Source organism: Candidatus Accumulibacter contiguus, assembly GCF_012940005.1.
Lineage (GTDB): Bacteria > Pseudomonadota > Gammaproteobacteria > Burkholderiales > Rhodocyclaceae > Accumulibacter > Accumulibacter contiguus.
The window spans coordinates 20286-42646 of the sequence record NZ_SPMX01000053.1; the positions used below are offsets into that span (position 1 = coordinate 20286).

Below are 22361 nucleotides of genomic sequence, written 5' to 3' on the forward strand. Positions count from 1 at the left end.
AATCACCCATACCCTGGCGGCAGGCTGAGTCCAAAGCCAGCTCCCTCGTTGTGGACCATGCGCTGGCCGCGCTCCATCGAGCAGATCAGGGTGCTTCGCACGCCACGACGTTCCGCCCGTCGGCTGCCTCCCCCAATCATTGCCGAGTAGGAAGTCCGAAGGTCGTTCTCGACTTTGCGACCGAGGAACAGCCTCACCTCGACACCCTGCTGTTTGGCGAGGCGTCTTTTGATGCGCAGCGCATCGCGCTGGATTCTGCCGATCAAGGGATCATCGCCTTCGGCAGGAATGTGCACCACACAGTAGACCCGGCATTCGTCGCCGCCCGACGTGCCCATCTGGTGAACACTCACCTGGTAATCATAGTCATTGCCGAGTCCCTCGGTAATCACGCCAAGAACTTCCCGACATCTCTCCTTGCGCAGATAGCCAATGAAGATACCGCGTGTCTGGACCGACGGCAGGCCCAGCGAGCCATTGATCCGCCGCAGCCAGGGCACCATCCGCCATGGCCGCAGAATCCCCAGGAAATACGCGCCGAATACCCCGAGAAACAGCCAGAACATCAGATACTCGGGCACGCCGATCAACAGACCATAGATGCCGATCAGACCCAGGACCAGTTGTATGGCCACAGCCAACGCCACCACGTCACTGACGCGATACCCGGCGCGAACGAAGAGGTGATGCAGATGGTGGCGGTCGGGACGAAACGGCGACTTGCCCAGCCAGATGCGGCGGAGCATGACACCCACGGTGTCCATCAGCGGCAGTGCGAACAACCACAGGGCAGTGACCGGAGTCATCGCCGCCCGGCCCGCCTCCTGTGACTGCACGATGAACAACCAGGCAAACAGGAAGCCCAGCAGCATGCTCCCGTTATCCCCGAGAAAAACTCGCGCCCGGCGGTTGCCGGGGTAGCGCAGATTGTAATAGAGAAAACCACCGACACCACCCATCAGGGCAATGATGAAAAAAACATGGGCATTATTGCCACTGCCATGGGCAACCATGGCGGCAAGCGCCAGACTGACCAGACTCACCGAACCGGACAAACCATCAATGCCATCGATCATGTTGAGGGCGTTGATCAGGCCGATGGTTGCGAAAATTGCCATGGGAACGGATAGCCAACCAAGTTCAACGTGCACGCCAGGAAAAAGCTCTCCAAGCGTCCTCAGCTCAGCGCCGCCGATCAGGACCATCGACAGGGCAACGAGGGCTTGAATCAGCAAACGGGGCTTGAAGCCGAGACACCAGATGTCGTCGGCAAGACCGGTCAGAAAAATGGCTACGGCGCCGACCAGAAGCCCTGGCAAGGGAAGAATGCTGAAATCCACGAAAAACCATTTGCCCAGCAGAGGCATGCTGATGACCACCGCGATCACGCCAAAGCCGCCAACGAACGGTGTGCTGGTTTCGTGCTGCTTGTGCCCGCCGGGTCGATCCATGATCCCCAGATGACTGGCGAGCGCGGCACTCAGCCAGATGGCCACACAGGATATCAACAGACACACAGCGAATAGAAAGGCCAATTGCATGACCACCTCCACAATATTCCGACAGGATGCCAATCCCGGCGGGACAAGCCACTCCCTCATTGGTTCCAGAGTCTGGACACAAACAGAGCCCTCGCGGGCTCTGTTTTCACACCCCGATGGCGCTCTCGCGCCGAGAAGTCCTCAGACTGGCTCAGACACGACGACGGCGACCCAGGAACAGACCGACGAGGCCGATGCCTAACAGTGCCAGCGATGCGGGTTCGGGGATGATCTGTACGTTGTAGTTGCCTGTGTACGATCCATCTGCCGTGAAAACAAGCGATGGGTCGGCACGAAACCCGTACAGATACTCATGCTTGGAGCCAAGAGTCACCTCGACTACCTCACTCACCTTCGAACCTGCAGGGACCGTCACGCCCGGAAACAGGATTTGAAGGATTGCCGTCGCGTCAAGGAAGCCCGCCAGTCCGATATCGACCGTGTGACCATCGATTTCCACATAAGAAATGTTGGGATCACTTACAAATTGCCAGGGTTTTAAACCGCTGCCAGTCGGCACATTCAGGAAGCTATTGACGATGGCGTTCAACTGAAGCTGGGTCAAGGAAGCACCTACCGATGCCGCTGCATCCCCGACATAACGAAAGGTCAGTTCCGTGGCGCTCCCATCCGGGTTCTTCCAGTCTCTCTCATCCAGGCTGCTCAGTGTAATGGGCTTGCCATTGACTGTACCAGTCAACTGGCCCTGAGAAACACCAAACTTCCCCAACTCGACGTTGCCACCCGGGGCTGCCGCATTGCCGGCCAACGCCTGTGCAAGCGTTCCTGTGTTCTTGGTGAGCAAACCCGTCGTAATGGAAGGGTCAGGCGTATTGAAAAGAGCCGTAACCCCTCCCGTACTGTAGCCACTAATCGGAACCGGCGCTGCCCACGACACTGCCGAAGCGGCCATACCGAGAACGGCCAAAGCCACCTTTGTCTTGCCATGCGATACATTCATTGATAACTCCTTCACTTCAGTCACCACCCTTTTCAGAAACTGGTTGATGAGGGTTTAAATGGGCTTCACAAGTCTTGGTCTCCGGGTATTTCCTGGGAGATTCCCCATCCCATCAGCAAAACCTGACCTGTATATATCGTAGCAAAATTCGTGCCAGAAAACAAATACCCTTATAAACCAGACACTTAAGAATTCAAAACTTGGCTGAAGTCGCTGAAGTGTAAGAAAAACTGACACTCCGCACCGCCATTTCTCCTCTCTTCCCATCAAAGAATCCAACTGTCCCCCCAGTGCTCACCTGCCTGACCCCTGTATGTCTACTATAGTACCAGCCAAGGCGTTTTGCAGGAAAATCGGTGTCCCCGCCGTCAGGCAGGATTCCGTCTGAAGCACCCGAACTGGCCCCGAACGTCAGCGTTGCGAAGTGTGCAGCCGAGCGCTTCTTCCTGCGCCGCGACGACCACGGTGACCTTGCGAGCAAGGCGCTCCGCGCGCTATAGTGACGGCGCGAATGGGAGAGCGCGGCAGGAGGTCGCCGCCGAAGGCGCAATCCACCCGGAAACGCTCAGGCAAAAGGACCGTTCGTGAATGGAACTCTGGAGAGCGGCGCACGCGTCTGGCGAAGCGCCCACCGATGGGGCAGGCTGCTACTCACCGATTCACGGTGGCAGCCGGATAATCTCTCAGGTACATGGACAGGGGGTGAACTCGATACGGGTTCGCCCCTTTTTTGTTTCCGGCATGCCCTTCGATCCATCTTACCGACAACTTGAGACAATGATGAAGAAAACGGTCCTTAACGAAAGCCACCGCCGCAGCGGCGCAAGAATGGTCGATTTTGGCGGTTGGGAGATGCCTCTCCACTACGGTTCGCAAATCGAGGAACACCACGCCGTCCGCCGTGACGCCGGCATGTTTGATGTCTCGCACATGTGTGCCGTCGATGTCGAGGGCACTGATGCCGGTGCTTTCCTGCGGCGTCTGCTCGCCAACAACGTCGAGCGCTTGAAGATTCCCGGCAAGGCCCTGTACAGCGCCATGCTCAACGAAAGCGGCGGGGTCATCGACGACCTGATTGTCTACTACCTCGACGCCAGCCGTTTCCGTGTCGTGATCAATGCCGGTACTGCCGATAAGGATCTCGCCTGGATGCGTGCCCGCCTCGACGACTGGCAGTTGACAGTCAGCATCACGCCGCGTCGTGAGGGTGCCCATGCGCTGGCGATGCTTGCCGTCCAGGGACCGAACGCCCGCCAGCGCGTCTGGCAGGTGCTGCCGGAATGCCGTGCCGCCAGTGCAGCCCTGAAACCGTTTTTTTCCACCAGCGTCGGTGACTATTTCATCGCCAGTACCGGCTACACCGGTGAAGACGGCTACGAGATCACCCTGCCCGCCGAACAGGCCGAGAGTCTCTGGAGGAGGCTCAGCGAGGCCGGCGTGCGGCCATGTGGCCTGGGTGCCCGCGATACGCTGCGCCTCGAAGCCGGCATGAATCTCTACGGCCAGGATATGGACGAAACCGTTTCACCGCTCGACGCAGGCCTCGCCTGGACAGTGGACCTCGTCTCGGAACGCGACTTCGTCGGCAAGGCCGCCCTCCTCGCGAGGCCACAGCAATACCAGTTTCTTGGCCTCTTGCTGCTCGATCGCGGCGTGCTGCGTGCCCACCAGCCGGTCCATACGGCGTACGGTGCCGGTGAAATCACCAGCGGCAGTTTCTCCCCGACGATGCAGCAATCGATCGCCCTGGCCCGCCTGCCGCTCGCCGTGGCGATTGCTGATACGGTTCAGGTCGCGGTTCGCGATAAACTGCTCAGCGCCCAGGTAGTCAAGCCCTGCTTCGTCAGAAATGGCAATATTCTCGTTTGATTGCCGATCGCCAATCGCAAGACTTCAGCAAGACTTCAACCTCTCAGGAGAACAGATGAACATCCCCGCCGACCGCAAGTACACCAGCACTCATGAATGGATCCGCAGCGAAGCCGACGGCACCATCAGCATCGGCATTACCGGGCATGCACAGGAACTGCTCGGCGACCTGGTATTCATCGAACTGCCCGAAGTCGGCAGCGAGCTGGCCGCCGGACAGGAAGCTGCAGTCGTTGAATCGGTCAAGGCCGCCGCCGACGTCTACGCGCCGCTGGCGGGGACCATCGTCGACCTCAATCAGGCGGCGGTAGACGCACCCGAAACGGTCAATCAGGACGCCTATACGGTCTGGCTGTTCCGGATGCGGCCGGCGGCAGCCAGCGACATCGATACCCTGCTCGATGCTGCCGCCTACCAGCAGATCATCGACGCCGCTTAGGCCAGAACCCTACCGGAAAACACCATGGATGCCCATTCCCTTTCTCCGACGCTCGCGGCGCTCGAACGGCGCGACGATTTCATCAGCCGCCACATCGGCCCCAGCGCGAGTGACATCGCCGCCATGCTGGCCAGCATCGGCGCCAGCAGCATGGAACAGTTCGTCGAACAGACCATCCCGGCGACGATTCGACTGGCGACGCCACTGGCTCTCGCCGAGCCGCGTCCGGAAAGCGAAGCGCTGGCGGCCCTGCGCGCCATTGCCGGCCGTAATCGCGTGCAGCATTCGCTGATCGGAATGGGCTACTCAGACACGCTGACCCCGGCGGTGGTACTGCGCAACGTGCTTGAAAATCCAGGCTGGTACACGGCCTACACTCCCTACCAGGCAGAAGTCGCGCAGGGGCGCCTCGAAGCACTGCTCAACTACCAGCAGATGGTGATCGACCTCACCGGCCTCGAACTCGCCAACGCCTCATTGCTTGACGAGGCAACCGCGGCAGCCGAGGCAATGAGCATGACACGCCGGGCCAGCAAGTCGAAGTCGAACCTCTTTTTCGTTGACGTGGCCTGCTTCCCGCAGACCATCGACGTGCTCCAGACTCGCGCCGGTTTCTTTGGCTTCGAACTGGTCTTTGGTCCACCGGACGAGGCGGCGCAACAGGAGGTCTTCGGTGCGCTGTTCCAGTATCCGAACGATCACGGCGAAATCAGCGACCTGAGCGGTCCGATTGCTGCCGTCAAGTCACGCGGCGGCATCGTTGCCGTCGCCTCCGACCTGATGGCCTTGGTACTTCTCCGCTCGCCGGGCGAAATGGGCGCCGACATCGCTCTCGGATCGTCACAGCGTTTCGGCGTCCCGCTCGGTTTCGGTGGTCCGCATGCCGCATTCTTCGCCACCAGGGATGAATACAAGCGTGCGGTCGCCGGCCGCATCATCGGGGTATCCGTTGATGTCCGCGGCAAGCAGGCGCTGCGCATGGCACTGCAAACCCGCGAACAGCACATCCGTCGCGAAAAAGCCAACTCGAATATCTGCACCGCCCAGGTCTTGCTCGCCAACATGGCCGGCATGTACGCCATCTATCACGGCCCGCACCGCCTGCGCAGCATCGCCGCACGCATCCACCGCCTCGCCGCAATTCTTGCCGAAGGCTTGCGGCGTGCCGGAATCACCGTCCTCACCAGGTACTTCTTCGACACCCTGCGCGTCGACCTGGGCAGCCGAGCGCTGATCGCCTACCAGGCCGCCAGCGAGGCAGGCTACAATCTTCGCCAGGTCGCCCCAGGCATACTCGGCATCGCCATCAACGAGAAAACCTCGGCGACCGACATCGCCAGGCTGATCAAGCTGATCACCGGGGTCAACGCCGACCTCAAACCACTCGACGAGCAACTGCGACAGACCGACCCGACCTTGCCGGCAAGCCTGCTGCGCCGGGACGCGATCCTCACGCATCCGGTTTTCAATACGCACCATACCGAACATGCGATGCTGCGCTACCTCAAGAAGCTGCAGAACCGGGATCTGGCGCTCGATCACTCGATGATCCCGCTCGGGTCCTGCACCATGAAGCTCAACGCCAGCAGCGAGATGATTCCGATCAGCTGGCCGGAATTCGCCGACATCCACCCCTTTGCCCCGCTCGATCAGGCGCAGGGTTATCTGCAGATGATCAGCGAGCTGGAATCCTGGCTCAAGGCGATCACCGGTTTCGACGCCATCTGCATGCAGCCGAACTCGGGGGCGCAGGGAGAATACGCCGGCCTGGTTGCCATCGCACGTTATCACGCCAGCCGTGGCGAAGCTCAGCGCAAGGTGTGCCTGATCCCGAAATCGGCGCACGGCACCAATCCCGCCACCGCGCAGATGTGCGGGATGCGCGTGCTGGTGGTCGATTGCGACGATGCCGGCAACATCGACCTTGCCGACCTCACGGCCAAGGCGGCGCAGAACGCGGCCAATCTCGCCTGCCTGATGATCACCTACCCTTCGACGCATGGCGTCTTCGAGGAAGCGGTGAAGGATATCTGCGCCATCGTTCACGAACATGGCGGCCAGGTGTACATGGACGGCGCCAACCTCAACGCGCAGGTCGGTCTGAGCTCGCCGGCACGAATCGGCGCCGACGTCAGCCACATCAACCTGCACAAAACCTTCTGCATCCCGCATGGTGGCGGCGGTCCGGGGATGGGACCGATCGGTCTCAAGGCGCATCTCGCGCCATTCATGGCCAACCACCGCGTGCAGCCGATCAGCGGTCCACATGCGGGTCAGGGCGCCGTCGCCGCAGCGCCCTGGGGATCGGCTTCGATCCTGCCGATTGCGTGGATGTATATCGCCATGATGGGCGGCAGCGGACTGACCCGTGCCACCGAAGTGGCCATCCTCAACGCCAACTACATCGCCAGCCGCCTGCAGGCACACTACCCGGTGTTGTACTCTGGCAGGAATGGACGGGTGGCCCACGAATGCATCCTCGACATTCGCCCGCTCAAGGCGGTGACCGGAATCTCCGAGATCGACATCGCCAAGCGGCTGATGGACTATGGCTTTCACGCACCGACGGTCAGCTTCCCGGTCGCCGGGACGATGATGGTCGAGCCGACCGAATCGGAAACCAAGGCCGAACTCGACCGTTTCATTGCCGCAATGGTCAGCATCCGCAACGAGATCCGCCAGATCGAACGGGGCCACTGGCCGGCCGATGACAACCCGCTGAAGCACGCACCCCATACCCAGGCCGACCTCGTCGACCGCCACTGGAACCGGCCGTACACCCGACAGGAGGCCGTTTTCCCGCTGCCACAGGTGGCCGAGAACAAGTTCTGGCCGAGCGTCAATCGCGTCGACGACGTATATGGCGACCGTCACCTGTTCTGTACCTGCGCCCCGATCGATGAAATCGGCGAGCGCAACAACCCACATCCGGAGACATGAGCATGCGCGCACCCATCCATGAGTTCAGCGTCAAACTCCTCACAGGAGGCCAGCAGTCGATGGCCGACTACACCGGCAAGGTTCTGCTGATCGTCAACACCGCCAGCCATTGCGGCTTCACGCCACAGTACGCGGGTCTCGAAGCGCTTTACCAGCGCTACCGGGAGCGCGGCCTGGTGGTTCTCGGTTTTCCCTGCAACCAGTTTGGATCGCAGGAACCAGGGGATGCAGAGGAAATTGCCGGCTTCTGTCAGAAGAACTATGGCGTCAGCTTCCCGATGTTTGCCAAGATCGAGGTCAACGGCGACGACGCCCATCCGCTCTACCAGTATCTGAAGAAGGCCGCACCTGGCCTGCTTGGCAGCGAAGCAATCAAATGGAACTTCACCAAGTTTCTGGTCAATCGCCAGGGGGAAGTGAATGAACGCTATGCCCCGGCTACCGCCCCGGAGTCCATCGCCAACGACATCGAGAAACTGCTCTGATGCTGCTGGCTGCAGCGAATGACGAAGATCGGCAGGCCTGGCCTCATGCCCGCGCCTGATTTCAGCGCCATGCTGCGCTGGCCGAACGTGCCGGCCTGCTACGGCTGGTTGTCGCTGGACCGGCGTGGCCGCTGGCGACTGCGCGGCGAGGCGCTTGGCCATGCCGGCCTCAACGACTTCCTGAACCGCCAGTACGCGCATGACCAGGACGGCAACTACTTCGTGCAGAATGGCCCACAACGGGTGTTTGTCGAATTGGAGTACACGCCGTGGGTACTGCGCCTGGTTGCGACAGACCGCCTGGAAACGCATACCGGCGAGGATGTCAGCACGATCCGTGGCGCCGCCCTCGATGACGAAGGGAATCTGCTGATCGAGATCCCGGAAGGAATCGCCTTGCTCTGCGACCGGGATCTGCCTGCCCTGCGCGACTGCCTGCACTTGCCGAATGGCGAGTCCGCTGACGATGCGAGCTTGTTCGAAATCATTGCGCAGCCGCTTGCCGGCCGGACCGCGCTGACCCTCGACTGGGTAGGCCAGCGCGTGCCGGTGGTCTCGGTACGCCGGTCCGATGTGCCCGGACGCTATGGCTTCGTGGCTTCCCCGCAAACGGTCATGACTTTGCAAGACACCCCCGATGATGAAATTCATGACCGTTTCCCCTCACCCCTGACCCCTCCCCCGCGAGGGGGGAGGGGAGATTCGAGAGTCGCTCGCGACTTTCATAGTAACGGCGATGGCGGGAGCAACGGCTGCGATAAACCCTGGCGGGATGGACTAATGATTGATGTTGGCGAATAATTGCGCGCTGTCCGCCAACCGCGGATCCGACATTCCTGTGTCGGGCCGTTTCTTAGCCGAGGTTTGTGATGCGCTACCAGGTTTTTGTGGAAGAAGAGGAAGGCTCCGACACTGGGGGGGATCTGGGCAATTTCGATCAGTTGGATGAGGTCTGGGCCTTCATCCAGAGCCGCCTGCCTACCGGGGTTTTCAGTGATCGCCGCCTGGTCTGGGTGAAGGATCGAGAAGCCGATGCTGACGTTTCCTTTTCCTTGACGACCGAGCTATGGGCCGAGCATTGCGAAACACCGCTGGCCTTCGCTCGCTGCTTCAAGATGTTTCTTGCCTTCAAACACGAGTAGGCCTTGCTAACCAGAGAGACCACGCCCAGCGCGATCGTGAGGTATCTCGATCAGTATGTCATTGGCCAGGATGAAGCCAAGAAGATTCTGGCCGTTGCCGTCTACTCGCATTACCGGAAAATCGCCACCTTCGCCAAGGACAAGGGGTCGTTCGCCAAAAGCAACGTCCTGCTCGTCGGACCTTCCGGAACCGGAAAAACCCTGCTCTGCGACACCTTGTCCAGGATGCTCGATGTACCATTCGTGACTGCCGATGCGACTTCGCTGGCGCAGACCAAGTATGTCAATGAAGAAATCGAGGCGGCTTTGCAGCGGCTGCTGGAGAAGGCGGACGGGAACGTCGAGAACGCCCAGCACGGAATCATCTTCATCGATGAAATCGACAAGCTGAAAGCGACGCCAGCCGAATCGCGGGCCACTTCCGGCGAGAGCGTGCAGCACGCGCTGTTGAAAATCATGGAAGGTTCGCCGGTAAAGCTGAAGAACAATCAGTACATCGATACCAGCAATGTCCTCTTCATCTGCGGTGGAGCCTTCGTCGGTCTCGAAAAGATCATGTCCAAGACGCATGGTTTCGGGTTTATCGCCACCTCGACTGACGACAACCAGAACATCCTCGACCGACTGAACCAGCGGGTGAAACCGACCGACCTGTTCGAATTCGGGCTGATTCCGGAATTCACCGGCCGCCTGCCGGTGATCGCCAACCTGCACCCGCTGAGCAAGGCGATGCTGGTGAGCATCATGAGCGTGCCGAAGAACTCGATCTATCGACAGTACATCGAAATCTTCCGGGGCGAGGGCGTGGAGTTGAGTATCGGCCAGCGGGTGTTCGAGCAGATTGCCGAAATCGCCATCGAATACAAGACCGGCGCGCGCAGCCTGCGCGGCATTTTCGAGGAACTGATCACGCCGATTCTCTACGTCGTACCGGACAAACCCGAGATCTGCAAGGTTGAAATCCGCTCGCTCTTCGAAGATGCCCGTTTTTTCAGAAGGAAGTAAGCACGGCAGCCGGCCAGCGCCTGCCTGCCGACGCACAACGATTTTTTCCGGATCGCGGCTGCGGCCCCGTTGCTGGCGGATTCCGAAGCTCGCGGTGTTCAGCGTGCTCGCTTTCTATCTGATCGAACTCATTGGAATCAGCATGTTCCAGGACAATCTGCTCTACTACCCAAGGCGAGCGGTCGATTGGCCGCATTCGTCGATTCACCGATACCTACGGCTGGGATTGCTGAATCCGGACTGGGCATCGGCTGCGCGCGACGAGGGTGGGTTCGGCGAGTGATGGCGAGGTGTTGGGGTTCGCAAGTTCACCCCAACCTACGGTTTCTCAGCCTACGGCACGAGTTGCAGGCCGTTTTCCTCACACCATTCCCGCAGTGCCGCCTCGGTTGCCTTGGTCTCGTAGTCGTACCAGGCTTGCAGACAAGCTTTCCGTTCGAGGAAATCCTTGAAGCGCGCATACGCGCCGCGGCGGTCGAAGAATGCGGCGATGGTGTCCGACGATTCGGGGAGTACTTCGTCCGCGAAGCGCCAAACCAGGTCCTTCCCGAGGTCGAGGTCGTACTTGTGCGGGACGGCGACGTACAGCGTGGCATCGTCGATGTCCTCGGGCAGTTCCTCTTCGAGGTGGTGGCTGGACGAAGCCCAGTGCAGGCGTCCCGTCTGGCGCGAGACGAACGCGGAGTGCTCAGATGGCGCGGCGGCGCTGACCCAATCGAAGGCGGAGAGGAGATCGTCGTAACGGATGCAGGTACGAGATTTCGGTTCGGCAGGCGGTGATTTAGTCATGATCGGTCAGCGCCTTTCTCTGACCGCCATCTGCTCGTGCAAGGTCCGCTTTGCCGGCTTGAGCGGCGTGCGGCTGACCGTCCAGCCGGACTGCATCGGCGGTGTCAGCGCCCGGAAACGCGTTGCCAGCCAGCCAAAGGCACGATACAGCGCGGGGCGCGTATACAACGCCGCCCAGCCTGACCAGACGGCGTCCACCAGTCCGCTCTTTGCTGCGCCCTGACCGAGCATGGGCGTGTGACCAGGGCGTGCGTCGTGCTGTGCCTCAGCCCGCAGACGGATCAGCAGGTCGGGAATCGGAATCTTGACCGGACAGACCTCGCCGCAGGCACCGCAGAGACTCGAAGCCGTCGGCAGGACATGCGTGGCGGCGAGACCGAGCATATGTGGCGAGATGATTTCACCGATCGGACCGGGATACGTCGTGCCGTAAGCGTGGCCACCGATGCGGGTATATACCGGGCAATGGTTCATGCAGGCGCCGCAACGGATGCACTGCAGTGTCGATCGCATCTGTTCGTCGCTGTAGGCCTGGGTGCGACCATTATCGACCAGTACCAGGTGCATTTCGCGCGGCCCATCCTTTTCACCCGGTTTGCGCGGGCCGCTGATCATGTTGAAATAGGTGGTAATCGCCTGCCCGGTCGCCGAGCGCGTCAACAACCCGAGCAGCGGTGGCACGTGTTCGAGCTTCTCGACGACTTTTTCGATGCCGGTAATGGCGATATGCACGTCGGGAACGGTGGTGCACATGCGGCCGTTGCCCTCGTTCTCGACCAGGCACAGGGTGCCGGTTTCGGCGACGGCGAAGTTCACTCCCGAGAGGCCGATCTCGGCAGTCATGAACTTCTCGCGCAAGACGGCGCGGCCGATGCCGATCAGTTCATCGACCGAATCGGTGTAAGTGGCGCCCGGCACTTTCGCGGCGAACAGGCGGGCGATCTCCTCTTTGGTTTTGTGGATCGCCGGCATGATGATGTGCGAGGGTTTTTCGCCATCCAGCTGGACGATGTATTCGCCCATGTCGCTCTCGAGGGCCTCCATGCCGGCGTCGGCCATCGCGTGATTGAGCTCGATCTCTTCACTGACCATCGACTTGCCCTTGACCATCAGCTTCGTTGAATGTCGCCGGGCGATGTCGATGATGATCCGGTTGGCCTGTTCCGCGTTCTCGGCCCAGTGCACCTGCACACCGTTCTCGGTCAGCTTGCGCTCGAGTTGTTCGAGCAAGTCGGGTAGCCGAGCCAGGCTGTACTTGCGGATATGCTCGGCAAGCGCACGCTGCTTCTCGAACAGTGCGGCGTCGGGAAATTGCACTGCGCGTTTGTTGATCAGGAAATCCATGGCGCCGCGGAAGCTGCGACGCAGATGCTCGTTGGCGACTGCCGCCGCGGCGCGCTGCTTGAATTCACTGGCGGGAACGAACTGTAGTGGCTTGGCGTTCATTGCAGTTTCTCCTCTTCGCCTTCTTCTCCCTCTTCGAGCAGCAACAGGACGATCAACTCTTTCGGGCCATGCGCACCGTAGGCGAGCGTCACCTGGATGTCGGCGGTCTTCGACGGACCCGAGACGAGCAGTGCGTTGGTCGGCATGTGCTCACTCCAGCCCTGCTCGGTCATTGCCGCAAAGAGATTGTCGTACAGTTGCCTGGCGTCCAGCAGAGCAAAATGGATCGGCGGCACCAGCGACATCAGACGCGGTTCGCTGGCGTCCGGCCAGATGATCAGCGTACCGGTCTCGGCAATGCCGCCGCGCGTCGAGGTCAGACTGGCGTCGGTGTCGTGGAAGAGTTCCTTCTTCCACCCATCGACTGCTCGATCATAAGCTTTCAGCCCGCCAATCCCGGCGGCCTGCAGCGCCGCCGCATGCGGTTCGGCATGCAACAAGGAACGAACCCCCTTGGCCACGCACAACTCGCGCAGTTTATTCGGCCAGTCGGCGTGCGTCGTCGGAAGCACCTCTCCATGCCAGAAAGCCATCTTCTCGCAGAACAGTTCGATACGCTCGGCACGACTGCTGTCCGGCCTGCCGGCACGGCTCGCGGCATGGAAAGCATGCACGTCGGGCAGCAGTGGTGCCTTTCCCTGCGGTGCCGCACGCAATCGTTGCAGGATATGGTCACGCGCACTCATTGCCGCCCCCTCTCGCCAGCACTGCGTTGCCACAGGAAAGTTGCCAGATGCTGGCCCTGCAGGCCATTCCCCCGCTTCTGCAGAGTGTGGTTGAGGTTGAGCATGCAACCGCAGTCCGCCGAGACGAAGGTCTGTGCACCGGTTTCCTGGATGGCCTCGACCTTGTCGCTGGCCATCGCCGACGAGATCGCCGGGTGCTTGAGCGAGAACGTGCCACCGAAACCGCAACATTCGGATTCGTGGGCATGCAGGGCGACTTCGACTCCTGGCAACTGGCCAAGCAGTGCACGTGCATGCAGGTGCGTACCCATTTCGCGACGGGCGGCGCAGGAGGTATGCAGCGCCACACGAGCCGGCGCGCCCTGATCGCTCAGTCGAACCTTGACGACGTGCAGAAGAAACTCCGAGAGCTCGAAAATCCGCTCGGCAAGCGCTCTGGCCTCGGACAAGAGGCGCGCATCGTCGGCGAAAATCCTGGGGTAATGGTGACGCATCATGCCGGCACAGGAACCGGAAGGAACGATCACTGGCCACGGTTCCGGAAACAGGCGCAACTGCGACAACGCCACTGCGCGTGTCTGCTCGGGAAAGCCACTGCTGTGCGCCGGTTGTCCACAGCAGGTCTGATCGGCCGGGAAATGGACCTCGATTCCCTCGCGCTCGAGCAGGCGGAGCGTATCCATGCCGGCCTCCGGACAGAATAGATCGATCAGACAGGTCCCGAAAAGATAGACCCTGGCCGGCTTCTCGGGGTATTGGCGGCTGCCTGTTTCTTCCATGGCGGACTCCTCTTGTCGCAGTAAGGAAAAGTGGTAAGACCAATTTTTCGTACTCTAAGACCGCCCGTCCGATTTGTCAATGTCCGCACTGCTTCCGGCGCCAGCAAATCAGTCCGAGGGTTCTGCCAGAAATATCGATCGTCCTGGCCGACGATCACTGGTAAGACCACTGGATTCCTGCAATAATCCCGAGCAGGCCAACCCGATAGACAGACCCGCATGAGTTACAGCAAGCTCAATCTGCCGCGCATCCCCGACGCCATTGCTCATCAACTCGAGACGCGCATTCTGGAGGGTTCACTGAAACCGGGCGACCGCCTGCCGGCCGAGCGAGAACTGGCGGTGGAACTGGGAGTCTCCCGCCCCTCACTGCGGGAAGCGATCAAGAAACTGGTTTCGCGCGAGCTACTGGTCAGTCGTCAGGGCGGCGGCACCTACGTCACCGACCGGCTCGACTCCAGCTTCATTGATCCCTGGCAACAATTGATCGATCAGCATCCGTTCCTGCAGGACGACGTGCTCGAATTCCGCCATCTACTTGAGGCGTCGGCGGCCGAGCTGGCCGCACAACGGGCAACCGATGCTGACCTGCAACGTCTCGAAGAAGCGTACATCCGCTTGGACGCAGCCTATCTCGGCGAAGATCGGAGTGCGCAGGTCGCCGCCGATGTCGCTTTTCATCTGACGGTTGCCGAGTCAACGCACAATGCCTTGTACGGTCACCTCCTGGGCAGCATCCTGCGCCTGTTGCACGAGCATGTCCGACGCAGCCTCCGGGAAATGGCAGTCCATCCCGACACCGGTCGGCAATTGATGAAGCAGCATCAGGCCATCCGCGATGCGATCGTCGAGCGCAAACCCGAGGCCGCGCGGCTGGCCGCGCAAACCCACATCCACTATGTCCGTCAACGCCTCAGCGATGCTGCACGCTCGGAAAAACGCCAGCAACGATCGCTGCGACACCTGAGTTGATCGTCATGAGGGTTGGCGGCGCCAGCAGCAGCGACGGGGCCGCGGCAGCATGCTGCCGGGGCCGATCCGAGATCCGTCCTGCTACACTTTTTCACGCATCAGCCGGGCCTTCTCGCGCACCCAGTCGCGCTCTTTTTCGGCTTCCCGCTTGTCGTATTGCTTCTTGCCCTTGGCCAGGCCGATCTCGACCTTGATGCGGCCACGCTGGAAATGCAGGTCGAGCGGCAGCAGGGTGTAGCCGGCGCGTTCGACCTGACCGATCAGTTTGCCGATCTGCCGGCTGTGCAACAGCAACTTGCGGGTGCGAACCGGATCCGGCTTGACATGCGACGACGCCGCCAGCAGTGGCGTGATATGCATGCCGAAAAGAAACACTTCGCCGTTACGGATGACGACATACGCTTCCTTGATGCTCGCCCGGCCACCCCGGATCGCTTTGACCTCCCAGCCCTCCAGTGCGATACCGGCCTCCAGCTTCTCTTCGATGAAGTAGTCATGAAAGGCCTTCTTGTTGGCGACGATGCTCATGGTGCCGTTTCTCGGGTAGTCAGGGTTCGGGAGTGCTAGAATCCTCGATTCTACAGGATTCACGAGGTGTGGCAGCGAATGGCCATGGTCAAGAAATCGGTACTGATCGAGCGTTCCTCGCAACAGATGTTCGATTTGGTCGACCGCGTCGAGGACTACCCGCAGTTCCTGCCGTGGTGCAGCCTGACACACTGCGAATTCCGCGACGACACCAGGACGGTGGCCACCCTGCACATCAACTACCGCAACGTCAAATCCCACTTCACGACCGTGAACAACAAGGAGTCGCCGTTCTCGATGAAAATCACGCTGGTGGATGGTCCGTTTCGCCGGCTTGACGGGGTTTGGCATTTCAAACCGCTCGCCGCACACGCTTGCAAGATCGAGTTCCAGCTCTCCTACGAGTTTTCCAGCAAGATGTTCGAAAAGGTCATCGGGCCGGTCTTCAGCCAGATTGCCAATACCTTTGTCGACGCCTTCGTGAGGCGTGCGTACGACCTGCATGGAGCCGTGCCGAATGCCTGAGATGCTGCATGTAGAAGTGATCTATGCCCTGCCGACGAAGCAGCAGCTCGTCAGCTTGCGGCTACCGCCGGGCAGCACGGTGCGTCAAGCGATCGAGGCGTCGGGACTGCTGCAGAAGTACCCTGAAATTGATCTGGCGAAAAACAAGCTGGGCGTTTTCGCGAAGCTCAGCAAGCCCGACGCAGTCCTGCGCGATCACGACCGTGTCGAGATCTACCGGCCGTTGCTTGCCGATCCGAAGGAAGTGCGCAAGCAACGGGCAGCCGCGGGCAAGGTCATGAAAAAAGGGGCCGGTGAGAGCGAGGCCGAGTAGCTCGCCTGCCGCTCACTTACAGTGGACCTGCACGGATTCGCGAGCTTTGGCGATCTCCTGCGCACGCTGCGCGTCATCCATGAAGTAACGTTCGCCCTTGCTGTCGCGCAGCGCCAAGCGTTCGCCGGACTCCAGGACCTGCAAGGCACGGCGTGCAGTCTCGCAGTCTTCCTGTTTTTGCGTGCTCGCGCGCTGTTCCTTTTCGGCCTTCTCGGCAGCTTCCCGAGACTCCTTCTGACGCTTGCGAAATTCCAGTTCGCGATCGGCCGCCGTCTTGCCGGCTGTGGCGTTCGCTGCCGGTGTTTCCGCCTCGATCTTGCGTTGCTGCCGGGCCTTGCCGGTGGGCGGCATGTCGGAAATCACGGTGCGGTTGTTTTCATCCTGCCATTGATAGATCTGGGCTTGCGCCGCAATCGCAAACAGCAGGCTGGCAGCAGTCAGTAGGGAGCGTTTCATGGTCATTCAGTGGTTAGGGGGCACGCTGTATAATACGTTTTTGTGACCTCGGATCAAAGGCCATGCGTTTAATCCCAAAGGCGCTGACGTTCGACGACGTTCTGCTCGTTCCCGCCCATTCGTCGATCATGCCGCGTGACGTCACCCTCAGGGCACGTCTGACCCGCAATATCAGCCTCAATCTGCCACTGGTCTCCTCGGCCATGGATACCGTCACCGAGAGTCGCCTGGCGATCGCCCTGGCGCAGGAGGGGGGAATCGGGATTGTCCACAAGAACCTCAGCCCCAAGGCACAGGCCGCCGAAGTCGCCAAGGTCAAGCGTTTCGAATCCGGCATTCTGAAAGATCCGATCACCGTTCCGCCGAACATGTCGGTCCGTGACGTGCTCGCACTGACCCACCTGCACAAAATCTCCGGCGTACCGGTGCTCGATGGCCAGCGCGTTGTCGGCATCGTCACCAACCGCGACCTGCGATTCGAAACCAGGCTCGACCAGCCCGTCCGCAACATCATGACCCCGCGCGATCGCCTGGTCACGGTGCGTGAGGGAGCCACGGTCGAGGAAGGCAAGGCACTGATCCACAAACACCGGCTGGAGCGCGTTCTGGTGGTCAATGACGCATTCGAATTGCGCGGCCTGATCACCGTCAAGGACATCATCAAGACCACTGAACACCCGGACGCCAGCAAGGATGCGTCCGGCCGCCTGCGGGTCGGCGCTGCCGTCGGCGTTGGCCCCGGCACCGAGGAACGCGTCGAACTGCTTGCCGAAGCGGGTGCGGACGTGCTGGTCGTCGACACCGCGCACGGGCATTCGCAGAGCGTTCTCGACCGCGTCCGCTGGATCAAGAAGAACTTCCCGATGGTCGAAGTGATCGGCGGTAATATCGCCACCGCCGACGCCGCCCTGGCGATGCTTGCGCACGACGCCGACGGCGTCAAGGTGGGCATCGGTCCGGGCTCGATCTGTACTACGCGCATCGTCGCCGGCGTGGGTGTACCGCAAATCACCGCCATCCAGAGGGTCTACGATGCCCTCCAGGGCAGCGGCGTACCGGTGATCGCCGACGGCGGCATACGTTACTCCGGCGACATCTCGAAGGCGATTGCCGCGGGCGGTGATGCGGTCATGCTCGGCGGCCTGTTTGCCGGAACCGAAGAGGCTCCCGGTGAAGTGGAACTGTTTCAGGGACGTTCGTACAAGTCCTACCGTGGCATGGGCTCGATCGGGGCCATGGCCGCGGGTGCCGCTGACCGATATTTCCAGGACGCCACCGCCAATGTCGACAAACTGGTGCCGGAAGGGATTGAAGGCCGGGTTCCCTACAAGGGATCGGTGCTCGCCGTCATTCATCAGTTGATGGGCGGTCTGCGCTCGTCGATGGGCTATCTCGGCTGCCGGACGATTGAAGAAATGCACGCCCGGGCCACTTTTGTCGAAATCACTTCGGCGGGGGTTCGGGAATCGCATGTTCATGATGTTCAGATCACCAAGGAAGCTCCGAACTACCACGTCGATTGAGCAGCAGTCGATGATCGGCGGGCGGCGGCAGGCCGCCCGCGTCATTTGAGGCATCATCATGTCCCATCAAAAAATTCTGATTCTCGACTTTGGCTCGCAGGTCGCCCAGCTGATTGCTCGCCGCGTCCGCGAGCAGCAGGTGTATTGCGAGCTGCATCCCTACGACGTCACGGCACAGTTCATTCGCGACTTCAGACCACAGGGAATCATTCTCTCCGGAGGGCCGAATTCGGTCTACGAAGTGGCGGACTTCAAGGTCCCGTCGCTGGTGTTCGAGCTTGGCGTACCCGTGCTGGGCATCTGCTACGGCATGCAGAGCATGGCCGAGCAGTTGGGCGGCAAGGTCGAGGGTTCCAGCCGACGCGAATTCGGCTATGCCGAAATGCGCGCACGCGGCCACAGCGCGCTGTTCAAGGGCATTGAGGATCGCCGCAATGCCCAGGGCCACGCACTCCTCGACGTCTGGATGAGCCATGGTGACAAGGTCACCGAATTGCCGCCTGGCTTCCAGGTCATCGGCAGCAACGAATCGACGCCGATCGCGGCAATGGCCGACGAAAAAACGCCGATTCTACGCAGTGCAGTTTCATCCGGAAGTCACGCATACCCTCAAGGGCAAGGAAATCATCGGCCGCTTCGTGCGCGACATCTGCGGTTGTGGAAATGACTGGAACATGCCCGATTACGTCACCGAGGCAGTCGACAAGATTCGTTCGCAGGTGGGCGCCGAAGAGGTGATTCTCGGTCTTTCGGGCGGTGTCGATTCCTCGGTCGCTGCGGCACTGATTCACCGCGCAATCGGCGACCAGCTGACCTGCGTCTTCGTCGATAACGGCTTGCTGCGCCTTCACGAAGCCGAGCAGGTGATGCACACCTTTGCCCGCAATCTCGGCGTCAAGGTGGTGCATGTCGACGCGACGGCGCAATTCATGGGCCACCTGCAGGGCGTCTGCGATCCCGAGCAGAAACGCAAGATCATCGGTCGCGAGTTTGTCGAGGTGTTCCAGGCCGAGGCCGGCAAGCTCAGGAACGCCCGCTGGCTGGCGCAGGGAACGATCTACCCCGACGTGATCGAATCCGCCGGAGCGAAAACCAGGAAGGCGCACACCATCAAGAGCCATCACAATGTTGGTGGTCTGCCCGAACAACTGAACCTCAAGCTGCTCGAACCGCTGCGCGAGCTGTTCAAGGATGAAGTACGCGAACTCGGCGTCGCGCTCGGGCTGCCGCATGACATGGTCTATCGCCACCCCTTCCCCGGTCCTGGTCTGGGGGTGCGCATCCTGGGCGAGGTGAAGCCCGAATTCACCGACCTGCTGCGCCGCGCCGACGCCATTTTCATTGATGAGTTGCGCGCCACCGGATGGTACGAGAAAACCAGTCAGGCTTTCGCCGTTTTCCTGCCAGTCCAATCCGTGGGGGTCATGGGGGATGGTCGAACCTACGAATACGTCGTCGCACTGCGCGCCGTCGAAACCCAGGACTTCATGACCGCGCAGTGGGCAGAGCTGCCACACCACCTGCTGGGAAAGGTCTCGAACCGGATCATCAACGAGGTGCGTGGCATCAACCGGGTGGTCTACGACATTTCGGGCAAACCGCCGGCGACGATCGAGTGGGAGTAGTAATGACGGCGGGCAATCTGATCAATTGATGGGGTCAGATACCCCATCGATTGTCGGTTACCATCGATCATGCCTTGAACACGTCGTCGAGCCCGGTGGCATCCAGCAGGCCGAGACCCCAAGTCTCCAGTTGCTCCGGGGTTGCTTGCCCAAGGCGCTCGTGCACCCAGCTGGGCAAGGGGCCAAAACGACGTTCGAGTTGCTTTTGCAGCTACTCTACTCCGACCCGTGTTTTGTTTGCAACACCGATTCATGTGCTACACTTGTTTATGTGTTTAATCCGAGAATCTACTATGACCAGTGTAAATTTTACGGGATCCGTCGATCGTGAGTTGCTCAAGCGGGCCAAGGTCATCGCCGCCAAGGCGGACACTTCAGTCAACGCGCTTTTCAACGCCGAACTGCGTTATCTGGTTGTCGGATCCGCCAATAACGGGCGTATTCCTGTTTGAAGACCACAAGATCGCTCGTGCCAACTTCCTGCTGCCTGACCATTGCCGCAAGGTCAGCACCCGTGCCTTTCTGCGGTTTCTTGAACAGAAGGGCTGGGTTGCGTCGGCTGTCGATATCGAAACCCGCGCCATACAGGCCGGACGAGCCTTCTCCACCCTGCGCTTCCCGCCGGCGTAGCAGAGTGACATCGATCCAACCTGCCGCCGAGAGCACAAACTCCGCCATTCTTCCGACGACCTCATCGCGCTTGCTTCTGCAGATTCCACTCTCCACCGAAAGTTGAGATCAATCGACTCTGACCCCATCGATTCTGACCCGGTGGGACAACCCGGGTTCGTTCCGCAGAGCACTTGCGCCAGATCGTGTCAGAGGGAGGCTGATCAGTGTGCCTTGAACACCTCGTCGTGCCCGGCGGCATCCAGCAGGTCGAGGCCCCAGGTCTCCAGTTGCTCCGGGGTTGCTTGCCCAAGGCGCTCGTGCACCCAGCTGGGCAAGGGGCCAAAACGACGTTCGAGCAGCTTTCGCAGCAAGGCGCTTTCGCCTTCCTGTCGGCCTTGCTGCAGGCCCTCCTCTTTCCACTGTTTGGTCCATCCTTCGACGGTTTCGGCAAGCATGGTGTCGATCTCCTGTAGTTCGTCGACTTCGGGTACCTCCTGTCCGGGCATCAGCCGTCGGAGGACAATGCGGTTGATCCAGAACTTTGGACAAGGCTCACTCTTGCCTACAGACGGGCAAGATGTTAAGTTTCTACCTGGATAGATGCTTACGCACAAAGGTGAACAGATGGCCAACGAAGAGACTACTCGGCTGACGGTGACGTTTTCGCGCGAAACAGATCTCGCATTGCGGGCTTACCTTGGTGCCCAGGGAATGCGTAAGGGAGATCTCTCGAAGTTCATCGAGGACGCGGTACGTTGGCGGATGTTCGACCAGGCGGTGCAGGGCGTGAAGGCCCGCAACGCCGATGTCAGTGCTGATGAGTTGCAGGCGGCGATCGACGAGGCCTGCGCCAGCGTGCGTAGCGAGATGTGGCCGACGCTGTCAAAAGCATCGTAGTCGGGATGCGCTTCATCCTTGACACCAATATCCTGATTGCGGCCCTGATCACGCGGGGAACACCACCCGATCACTTGTATGAGGCTTGGCGAGACGGACGCTTCACGCTCATCACATCAGAACTGCAGATCGAAGAAATCCGCCGTGTCACCCGTCGCGAGGGCATCCGCTTTCGGATTCACCCCGCCGAGGCGGGGCGGCTGGTCAACGATCTCCGGCGCCTGGCAACGCTCATCGAGCGCTTACCGACGATCGATGTTTCGCCCGATCCCTACGACAATTTTCTGTTGGCGATGGCCCAAGCAGGTCAAGCCGATGTGCTCGTCACGGGTGATAAGCGAGACTTACTCGCCTTGTCATGTCATCAGGGAACGCACATCCTAACGGCCCGAGAGGCTCTGAGTTTTCTAAGGGTTTAATCCGATGACGCGGTCGATCATTAACCCGACGCTGGCCCGCTAATCACGCTCGCCTACGTCGACGCACTGGACCTGCTCTGCAAACCGGCTTGGTCCAACCAGATCGCTCACGCCAACTTCCTGCTGCCTGACAATTGCCGCAAGGTCAGCACCCGTGCCTTTCTGCGGTTTCTTGAACAGAAGGGCTGGGTTGCGTCAGCCGCCGGCATCGATACCCGCGCCATACAGGCCGGACGAGCCTTCTCCAGGCTGCGCTTCCCGCCGGTATAGCCCGATCCCCTTTCCGCATAGCCAGCCCAGAAGTGTCGGAAAATTTTACACACACCCTCCATCTAGCGCTGGCATACCGAGTTATGTCATTGTTTCGTATAGATAAACCAATTCTGGCATGAAATCTGCTTAATTGTTG

Annotated in this window: 26 protein-coding genes, 1 pseudogene and 2 riboswitches; of the genes and pseudogenes, 16 read left to right on the forward strand and 11 right to left on the reverse strand. The window is 60.4% G+C overall.

All coding sequences use genetic code 11. From position 1 onward, the window contains the following. Positions 1 to 2 precede the first annotated feature (2 nt). Together E4Q08_RS16410 and E4Q08_RS16415 are read right to left on the reverse strand one after the other, a co-directional pair. Entirely contained in the window at positions 3 to 1541 is a 1539-nt protein-coding gene (locus E4Q08_RS16410; RefSeq protein WP_169071172.1) for an undecaprenyl/decaprenyl-phosphate alpha-N-acetylglucosaminyl 1-phosphate transferase, read from the reverse strand. Between the two features lie 151 nt (positions 1542 to 1692). Next, entirely contained in the window at positions 1693 to 2502 is an 810-nt protein-coding gene (locus tag E4Q08_RS16415) for an NF038130 family PEP-CTERM protein (RefSeq protein WP_169071173.1), read from the reverse strand. 356 nt (positions 2503 to 2858) lie between these two features. On the opposite strand from E4Q08_RS16415, the gene E4Q08_RS16420 reads away from it, so the two are divergent. The 9 genes from E4Q08_RS16420 (at position 2859) to E4Q08_RS16460 (ending at position 10665) form a co-directional block, all read left to right on the forward strand. Further along, a complete protein-coding gene (locus E4Q08_RS16420; protein ID WP_169071174.1) occupies positions 2859 to 3002 on the forward strand; it encodes a hypothetical protein in 144 nt (47 codons plus the stop codon). Between the two features lie 2 nt (positions 3003 to 3004). Next, a riboswitch (glycine riboswitch) is annotated at positions 3005 to 3093 on the forward strand. Further along, a riboswitch (glycine riboswitch) is annotated at positions 3094 to 3209 on the forward strand. It abuts the riboswitch before it with no gap. 70 nt (positions 3210 to 3279) lie between these two features. Beyond that, positions 3280 to 4371, forward strand: coding sequence for a glycine cleavage system aminomethyltransferase GcvT (gene gcvT, locus E4Q08_RS16425; protein WP_169071175.1), 1092 nt, complete (start codon positions 3280 to 3282; stop codon positions 4369 to 4371). 55 nt (positions 4372 to 4426) lie between these two features. Continuing rightward, entirely contained in the window at positions 4427 to 4810 is a 384-nt protein-coding gene (gene gcvH / locus E4Q08_RS16430) for a glycine cleavage system protein GcvH (RefSeq protein WP_034916852.1), read from the forward strand. 24 nt (positions 4811 to 4834) lie between these two features. Then, the gene (gene gcvP, locus E4Q08_RS16435; protein WP_169071176.1) at positions 4835 to 7750 is read left to right on the forward strand and encodes an aminomethyl-transferring glycine dehydrogenase; all 2916 of its coding nucleotides are present in this window, start codon (positions 4835 to 4837) and stop codon (positions 7748 to 7750) included. A gap of 2 nt (positions 7751 to 7752) precedes the next feature. Continuing rightward, the gene (locus tag E4Q08_RS16440) at positions 7753 to 8235 is read left to right on the forward strand and encodes a glutathione peroxidase (protein ID WP_034916851.1); all 483 of its coding nucleotides are present in this window, start codon (positions 7753 to 7755) and stop codon (positions 8233 to 8235) included. 45 nt (positions 8236 to 8280) lie between these two features. Then, the gene (locus E4Q08_RS16445; RefSeq protein ID WP_169071177.1) at positions 8281 to 9036 is read left to right on the forward strand and encodes a DUF2946 family protein; all 756 of its coding nucleotides are present in this window, start codon (positions 8281 to 8283) and stop codon (positions 9034 to 9036) included. 68 nt (positions 9037 to 9104) lie between these two features. Further along, positions 9105 to 9377 carry a hypothetical protein gene (locus E4Q08_RS16450; protein ID WP_034916849.1) on the forward strand — a complete coding sequence of 91 codons (273 nt, stop codon included), beginning with the start codon at positions 9105 to 9107 and terminating at the stop codon, positions 9375 to 9377. Between the two features lie 3 nt (positions 9378 to 9380). Further along, on the forward strand, positions 9381 to 10382 hold the full coding sequence (clpX, locus tag E4Q08_RS16455) for an ATP-dependent Clp protease ATP-binding subunit ClpX (protein WP_034916847.1): 1002 nt from the start codon (positions 9381 to 9383) through the stop codon (positions 10380 to 10382). A 94-nt stretch (positions 10383 to 10476) separates the two neighbouring features. Further along, entirely contained in the window at positions 10477 to 10665 is a 189-nt protein-coding gene (locus E4Q08_RS16460; RefSeq protein WP_034916845.1) for a hypothetical protein, read from the forward strand. 50 nt (positions 10666 to 10715) lie between these two features. Here the strand turns inward: E4Q08_RS16460 and E4Q08_RS16465 are convergent, their stop codons facing one another. The 4 genes from E4Q08_RS16465 to E4Q08_RS16480 are packed head-to-tail and all read right to left on the reverse strand — an operon-like array spanning position 10716 to position 14082. Then, entirely contained in the window at positions 10716 to 11171 is a 456-nt protein-coding gene (locus tag E4Q08_RS16465) for a hypothetical protein (protein ID WP_169071178.1), read from the reverse strand. 6 nt (positions 11172 to 11177) lie between these two features. Then, a complete protein-coding gene (locus E4Q08_RS16470) occupies positions 11178 to 12617 on the reverse strand; it encodes a LutB/LldF family L-lactate oxidation iron-sulfur protein (RefSeq protein ID WP_034916843.1) in 1440 nt (479 codons plus the stop codon). Beyond that, the gene (locus tag E4Q08_RS16475; RefSeq protein ID WP_169071179.1) at positions 12614 to 13303 is read right to left on the reverse strand and encodes a LutC/YkgG family protein; all 690 of its coding nucleotides are present in this window, start codon (positions 13301 to 13303) and stop codon (positions 12614 to 12616) included. The genes E4Q08_RS16470 and E4Q08_RS16475 overlap by 4 nt, the downstream gene beginning before the upstream one ends. Further along, entirely contained in the window at positions 13300 to 14082 is a 783-nt protein-coding gene (locus tag E4Q08_RS16480; RefSeq protein WP_169071180.1) for a (Fe-S)-binding protein, read from the reverse strand. The genes E4Q08_RS16475 and E4Q08_RS16480 overlap by 4 nt, the downstream gene beginning before the upstream one ends. A gap of 219 nt (positions 14083 to 14301) precedes the next feature. Between E4Q08_RS16480 and E4Q08_RS16485 the strand changes: the two genes are divergently transcribed. Further along, entirely contained in the window at positions 14302 to 15054 is a 753-nt protein-coding gene (locus E4Q08_RS16485) for an FCD domain-containing protein (RefSeq protein WP_034912748.1), read from the forward strand. 81 nt (positions 15055 to 15135) lie between these two features. Here E4Q08_RS16485 and smpB read toward each other — a convergent pair whose 3' ends face one another. Continuing rightward, positions 15136 to 15582, reverse strand: coding sequence for an SsrA-binding protein SmpB (gene smpB / locus E4Q08_RS16490; protein ID WP_034912751.1), 447 nt, complete (start codon positions 15580 to 15582; stop codon positions 15136 to 15138). A 78-nt stretch (positions 15583 to 15660) separates the two neighbouring features. Here smpB and E4Q08_RS16495 point away from each other — a divergent pair, with 78 nt between their 5' ends. Both E4Q08_RS16495 and E4Q08_RS16500 read left to right on the forward strand, forming a co-directional pair. After that, positions 15661 to 16107: a type II toxin-antitoxin system RatA family toxin gene (locus E4Q08_RS16495; RefSeq protein WP_034912754.1), complete on the forward strand. Its 447-nt coding sequence runs from the start codon at positions 15661 to 15663 to the stop codon at positions 16105 to 16107. Next, entirely contained in the window at positions 16100 to 16420 is a 321-nt protein-coding gene (locus E4Q08_RS16500; protein WP_034912757.1) for an RnfH family protein, read from the forward strand. Before E4Q08_RS16495 ends, E4Q08_RS16500 begins: the two co-directional genes overlap by 8 nt. A 12-nt stretch (positions 16421 to 16432) precedes the next feature. Here the strand turns inward: E4Q08_RS16500 and E4Q08_RS16505 are convergent, their stop codons facing one another. Then, the gene (locus E4Q08_RS16505) at positions 16433 to 16876 is read right to left on the reverse strand and encodes a DUF4124 domain-containing protein (RefSeq protein WP_034912759.1); all 444 of its coding nucleotides are present in this window, start codon (positions 16874 to 16876) and stop codon (positions 16433 to 16435) included. Between the two features lie 62 nt (positions 16877 to 16938). Here E4Q08_RS16505 and guaB point away from each other — a divergent pair, with 62 nt between their 5' ends. After that, entirely contained in the window at positions 16939 to 18399 is a 1461-nt protein-coding gene (gene guaB, locus E4Q08_RS16510) for an IMP dehydrogenase (protein WP_034912761.1), read from the forward strand. 58 nt (positions 18400 to 18457) lie between these two features. Then, positions 18458 to 20024 (forward strand): annotated as a pseudogene (gene guaA / locus E4Q08_RS16515) (glutamine-hydrolyzing GMP synthase). Positions 20025 to 20091: 67 nt separating this feature from the next. Here guaA and E4Q08_RS16520 read toward each other — a convergent pair. The 3 genes from E4Q08_RS16520 to E4Q08_RS16530 form a co-directional block, all read right to left on the reverse strand. Next, a complete protein-coding gene (locus E4Q08_RS16520) occupies positions 20092 to 20235 on the reverse strand; it encodes a DUF4351 domain-containing protein (RefSeq protein ID WP_169071208.1) in 144 nt (47 codons plus the stop codon). Between the two features lie 179 nt (positions 20236 to 20414). Then, on the reverse strand, positions 20415 to 20702 hold the full coding sequence (locus E4Q08_RS16525) for a hypothetical protein (protein ID WP_169071181.1): 288 nt from the start codon (positions 20700 to 20702) through the stop codon (positions 20415 to 20417). A gap of 155 nt (positions 20703 to 20857) precedes the next feature. Next, positions 20858 to 21142 carry a DUF4351 domain-containing protein gene (locus E4Q08_RS16530; RefSeq protein WP_211203461.1) on the reverse strand — a complete coding sequence of 95 codons (285 nt, stop codon included), beginning with the start codon at positions 21140 to 21142 and terminating at the stop codon, positions 20858 to 20860. 118 nt (positions 21143 to 21260) lie between these two features. Here E4Q08_RS16530 and E4Q08_RS16535 point away from each other — a divergent pair, with 118 nt between their 5' ends. Next, positions 21261 to 21533, forward strand: coding sequence for a ribbon-helix-helix domain-containing protein (locus tag E4Q08_RS16535; RefSeq protein ID WP_169071182.1), 273 nt, complete (start codon positions 21261 to 21263; stop codon positions 21531 to 21533). A 5-nt stretch (positions 21534 to 21538) separates the two neighbouring features. Then, positions 21539 to 21952 (forward strand): putative toxin-antitoxin system toxin component, PIN family, encoded by a 414-nt coding sequence (locus E4Q08_RS16540; RefSeq protein ID WP_169071183.1) that lies wholly within the window; start codon positions 21539 to 21541, stop codon positions 21950 to 21952. Positions 21953 to 22361: the final 409 nt, after the last annotated feature.

What these genes read in the sequence shown, in the direction of transcription:
- E4Q08_RS16475 (WP_169071179.1), bottom strand. Translation starts at nt 13,303, where the DNA reads ATGAGTGCGCGTGACCATATCCTGCAACGATTGCGTGCGGCACCGCAG.
- E4Q08_RS16470 (WP_034916843.1), bottom strand. Translation starts at nt 12,617, where the DNA reads ATGAACGCCAAGCCACTACAGTTCGTTCCCGCCAGTGAATTCAAGCAG.
- E4Q08_RS16465 (WP_169071178.1), bottom strand. Translation starts at nt 11,171, where the DNA reads ATGACTAAATCACCGCCTGCCGAACCGAAATCTCGTACCTGCATCCGT.
- gcvP (WP_169071176.1), top strand. Translation starts at nt 4,835, where the DNA reads ATGGATGCCCATTCCCTTTCTCCGACGCTCGCGGCGCTCGAACGGCGC.
- E4Q08_RS16530 (WP_211203461.1), bottom strand. Translation starts at nt 21,142, where the DNA reads ATGCCCGGACAGGAGGTACCCGAAGTCGACGAACTACAGGAGATCGAC.
- gcvH (WP_034916852.1), top strand. Translation starts at nt 4,427, where the DNA reads ATGAACATCCCCGCCGACCGCAAGTACACCAGCACTCATGAATGGATC.
- E4Q08_RS16505 (WP_034912759.1), bottom strand. Translation starts at nt 16,876, where the DNA reads ATGAAACGCTCCCTACTGACTGCTGCCAGCCTGCTGTTTGCGATTGCG.
- E4Q08_RS16450 (WP_034916849.1), top strand. Translation starts at nt 9,105, where the DNA reads ATGCGCTACCAGGTTTTTGTGGAAGAAGAGGAAGGCTCCGACACTGGG.
- E4Q08_RS16535 (WP_169071182.1), top strand. Translation starts at nt 21,261, where the DNA reads ATGGCCAACGAAGAGACTACTCGGCTGACGGTGACGTTTTCGCGCGAA.
- E4Q08_RS16525 (WP_169071181.1), bottom strand. Translation starts at nt 20,702, where the DNA reads ATGGCGGAGTTTGTGCTCTCGGCGGCAGGTTGGATCGATGTCACTCTG.
- E4Q08_RS16415 (WP_169071173.1), bottom strand. Translation starts at nt 2,502, where the DNA reads ATGAATGTATCGCATGGCAAGACAAAGGTGGCTTTGGCCGTTCTCGGT.
- smpB (WP_034912751.1), bottom strand. Translation starts at nt 15,582, where the DNA reads ATGAGCATCGTCGCCAACAAGAAGGCCTTTCATGACTACTTCATCGAA.
- guaB (WP_034912761.1), top strand. Translation starts at nt 16,939, where the DNA reads ATGCGTTTAATCCCAAAGGCGCTGACGTTCGACGACGTTCTGCTCGTT.
- E4Q08_RS16445 (WP_169071177.1), top strand. Translation starts at nt 8,281, where the DNA reads ATGCCCGCGCCTGATTTCAGCGCCATGCTGCGCTGGCCGAACGTGCCG.
- E4Q08_RS16495 (WP_034912754.1), top strand. Translation starts at nt 15,661, where the DNA reads ATGGCCATGGTCAAGAAATCGGTACTGATCGAGCGTTCCTCGCAACAG.
- E4Q08_RS16410 (WP_169071172.1), bottom strand. Translation starts at nt 1,541, where the DNA reads ATGCAATTGGCCTTTCTATTCGCTGTGTGTCTGTTGATATCCTGTGTG.
- E4Q08_RS16500 (WP_034912757.1), top strand. Translation starts at nt 16,100, where the DNA reads ATGCCTGAGATGCTGCATGTAGAAGTGATCTATGCCCTGCCGACGAAG.
- E4Q08_RS16480 (WP_169071180.1), bottom strand. Translation starts at nt 14,082, where the DNA reads ATGGAAGAAACAGGCAGCCGCCAATACCCCGAGAAGCCGGCCAGGGTC.
- gcvT (WP_169071175.1), top strand. Translation starts at nt 3,280, where the DNA reads ATGATGAAGAAAACGGTCCTTAACGAAAGCCACCGCCGCAGCGGCGCA.
- E4Q08_RS16540 (WP_169071183.1), top strand. Translation starts at nt 21,539, where the DNA reads ATGCGCTTCATCCTTGACACCAATATCCTGATTGCGGCCCTGATCACG.
- E4Q08_RS16485 (WP_034912748.1), top strand. Translation starts at nt 14,302, where the DNA reads ATGAGTTACAGCAAGCTCAATCTGCCGCGCATCCCCGACGCCATTGCT.
- E4Q08_RS16440 (WP_034916851.1), top strand. Translation starts at nt 7,753, where the DNA reads ATGCGCGCACCCATCCATGAGTTCAGCGTCAAACTCCTCACAGGAGGC.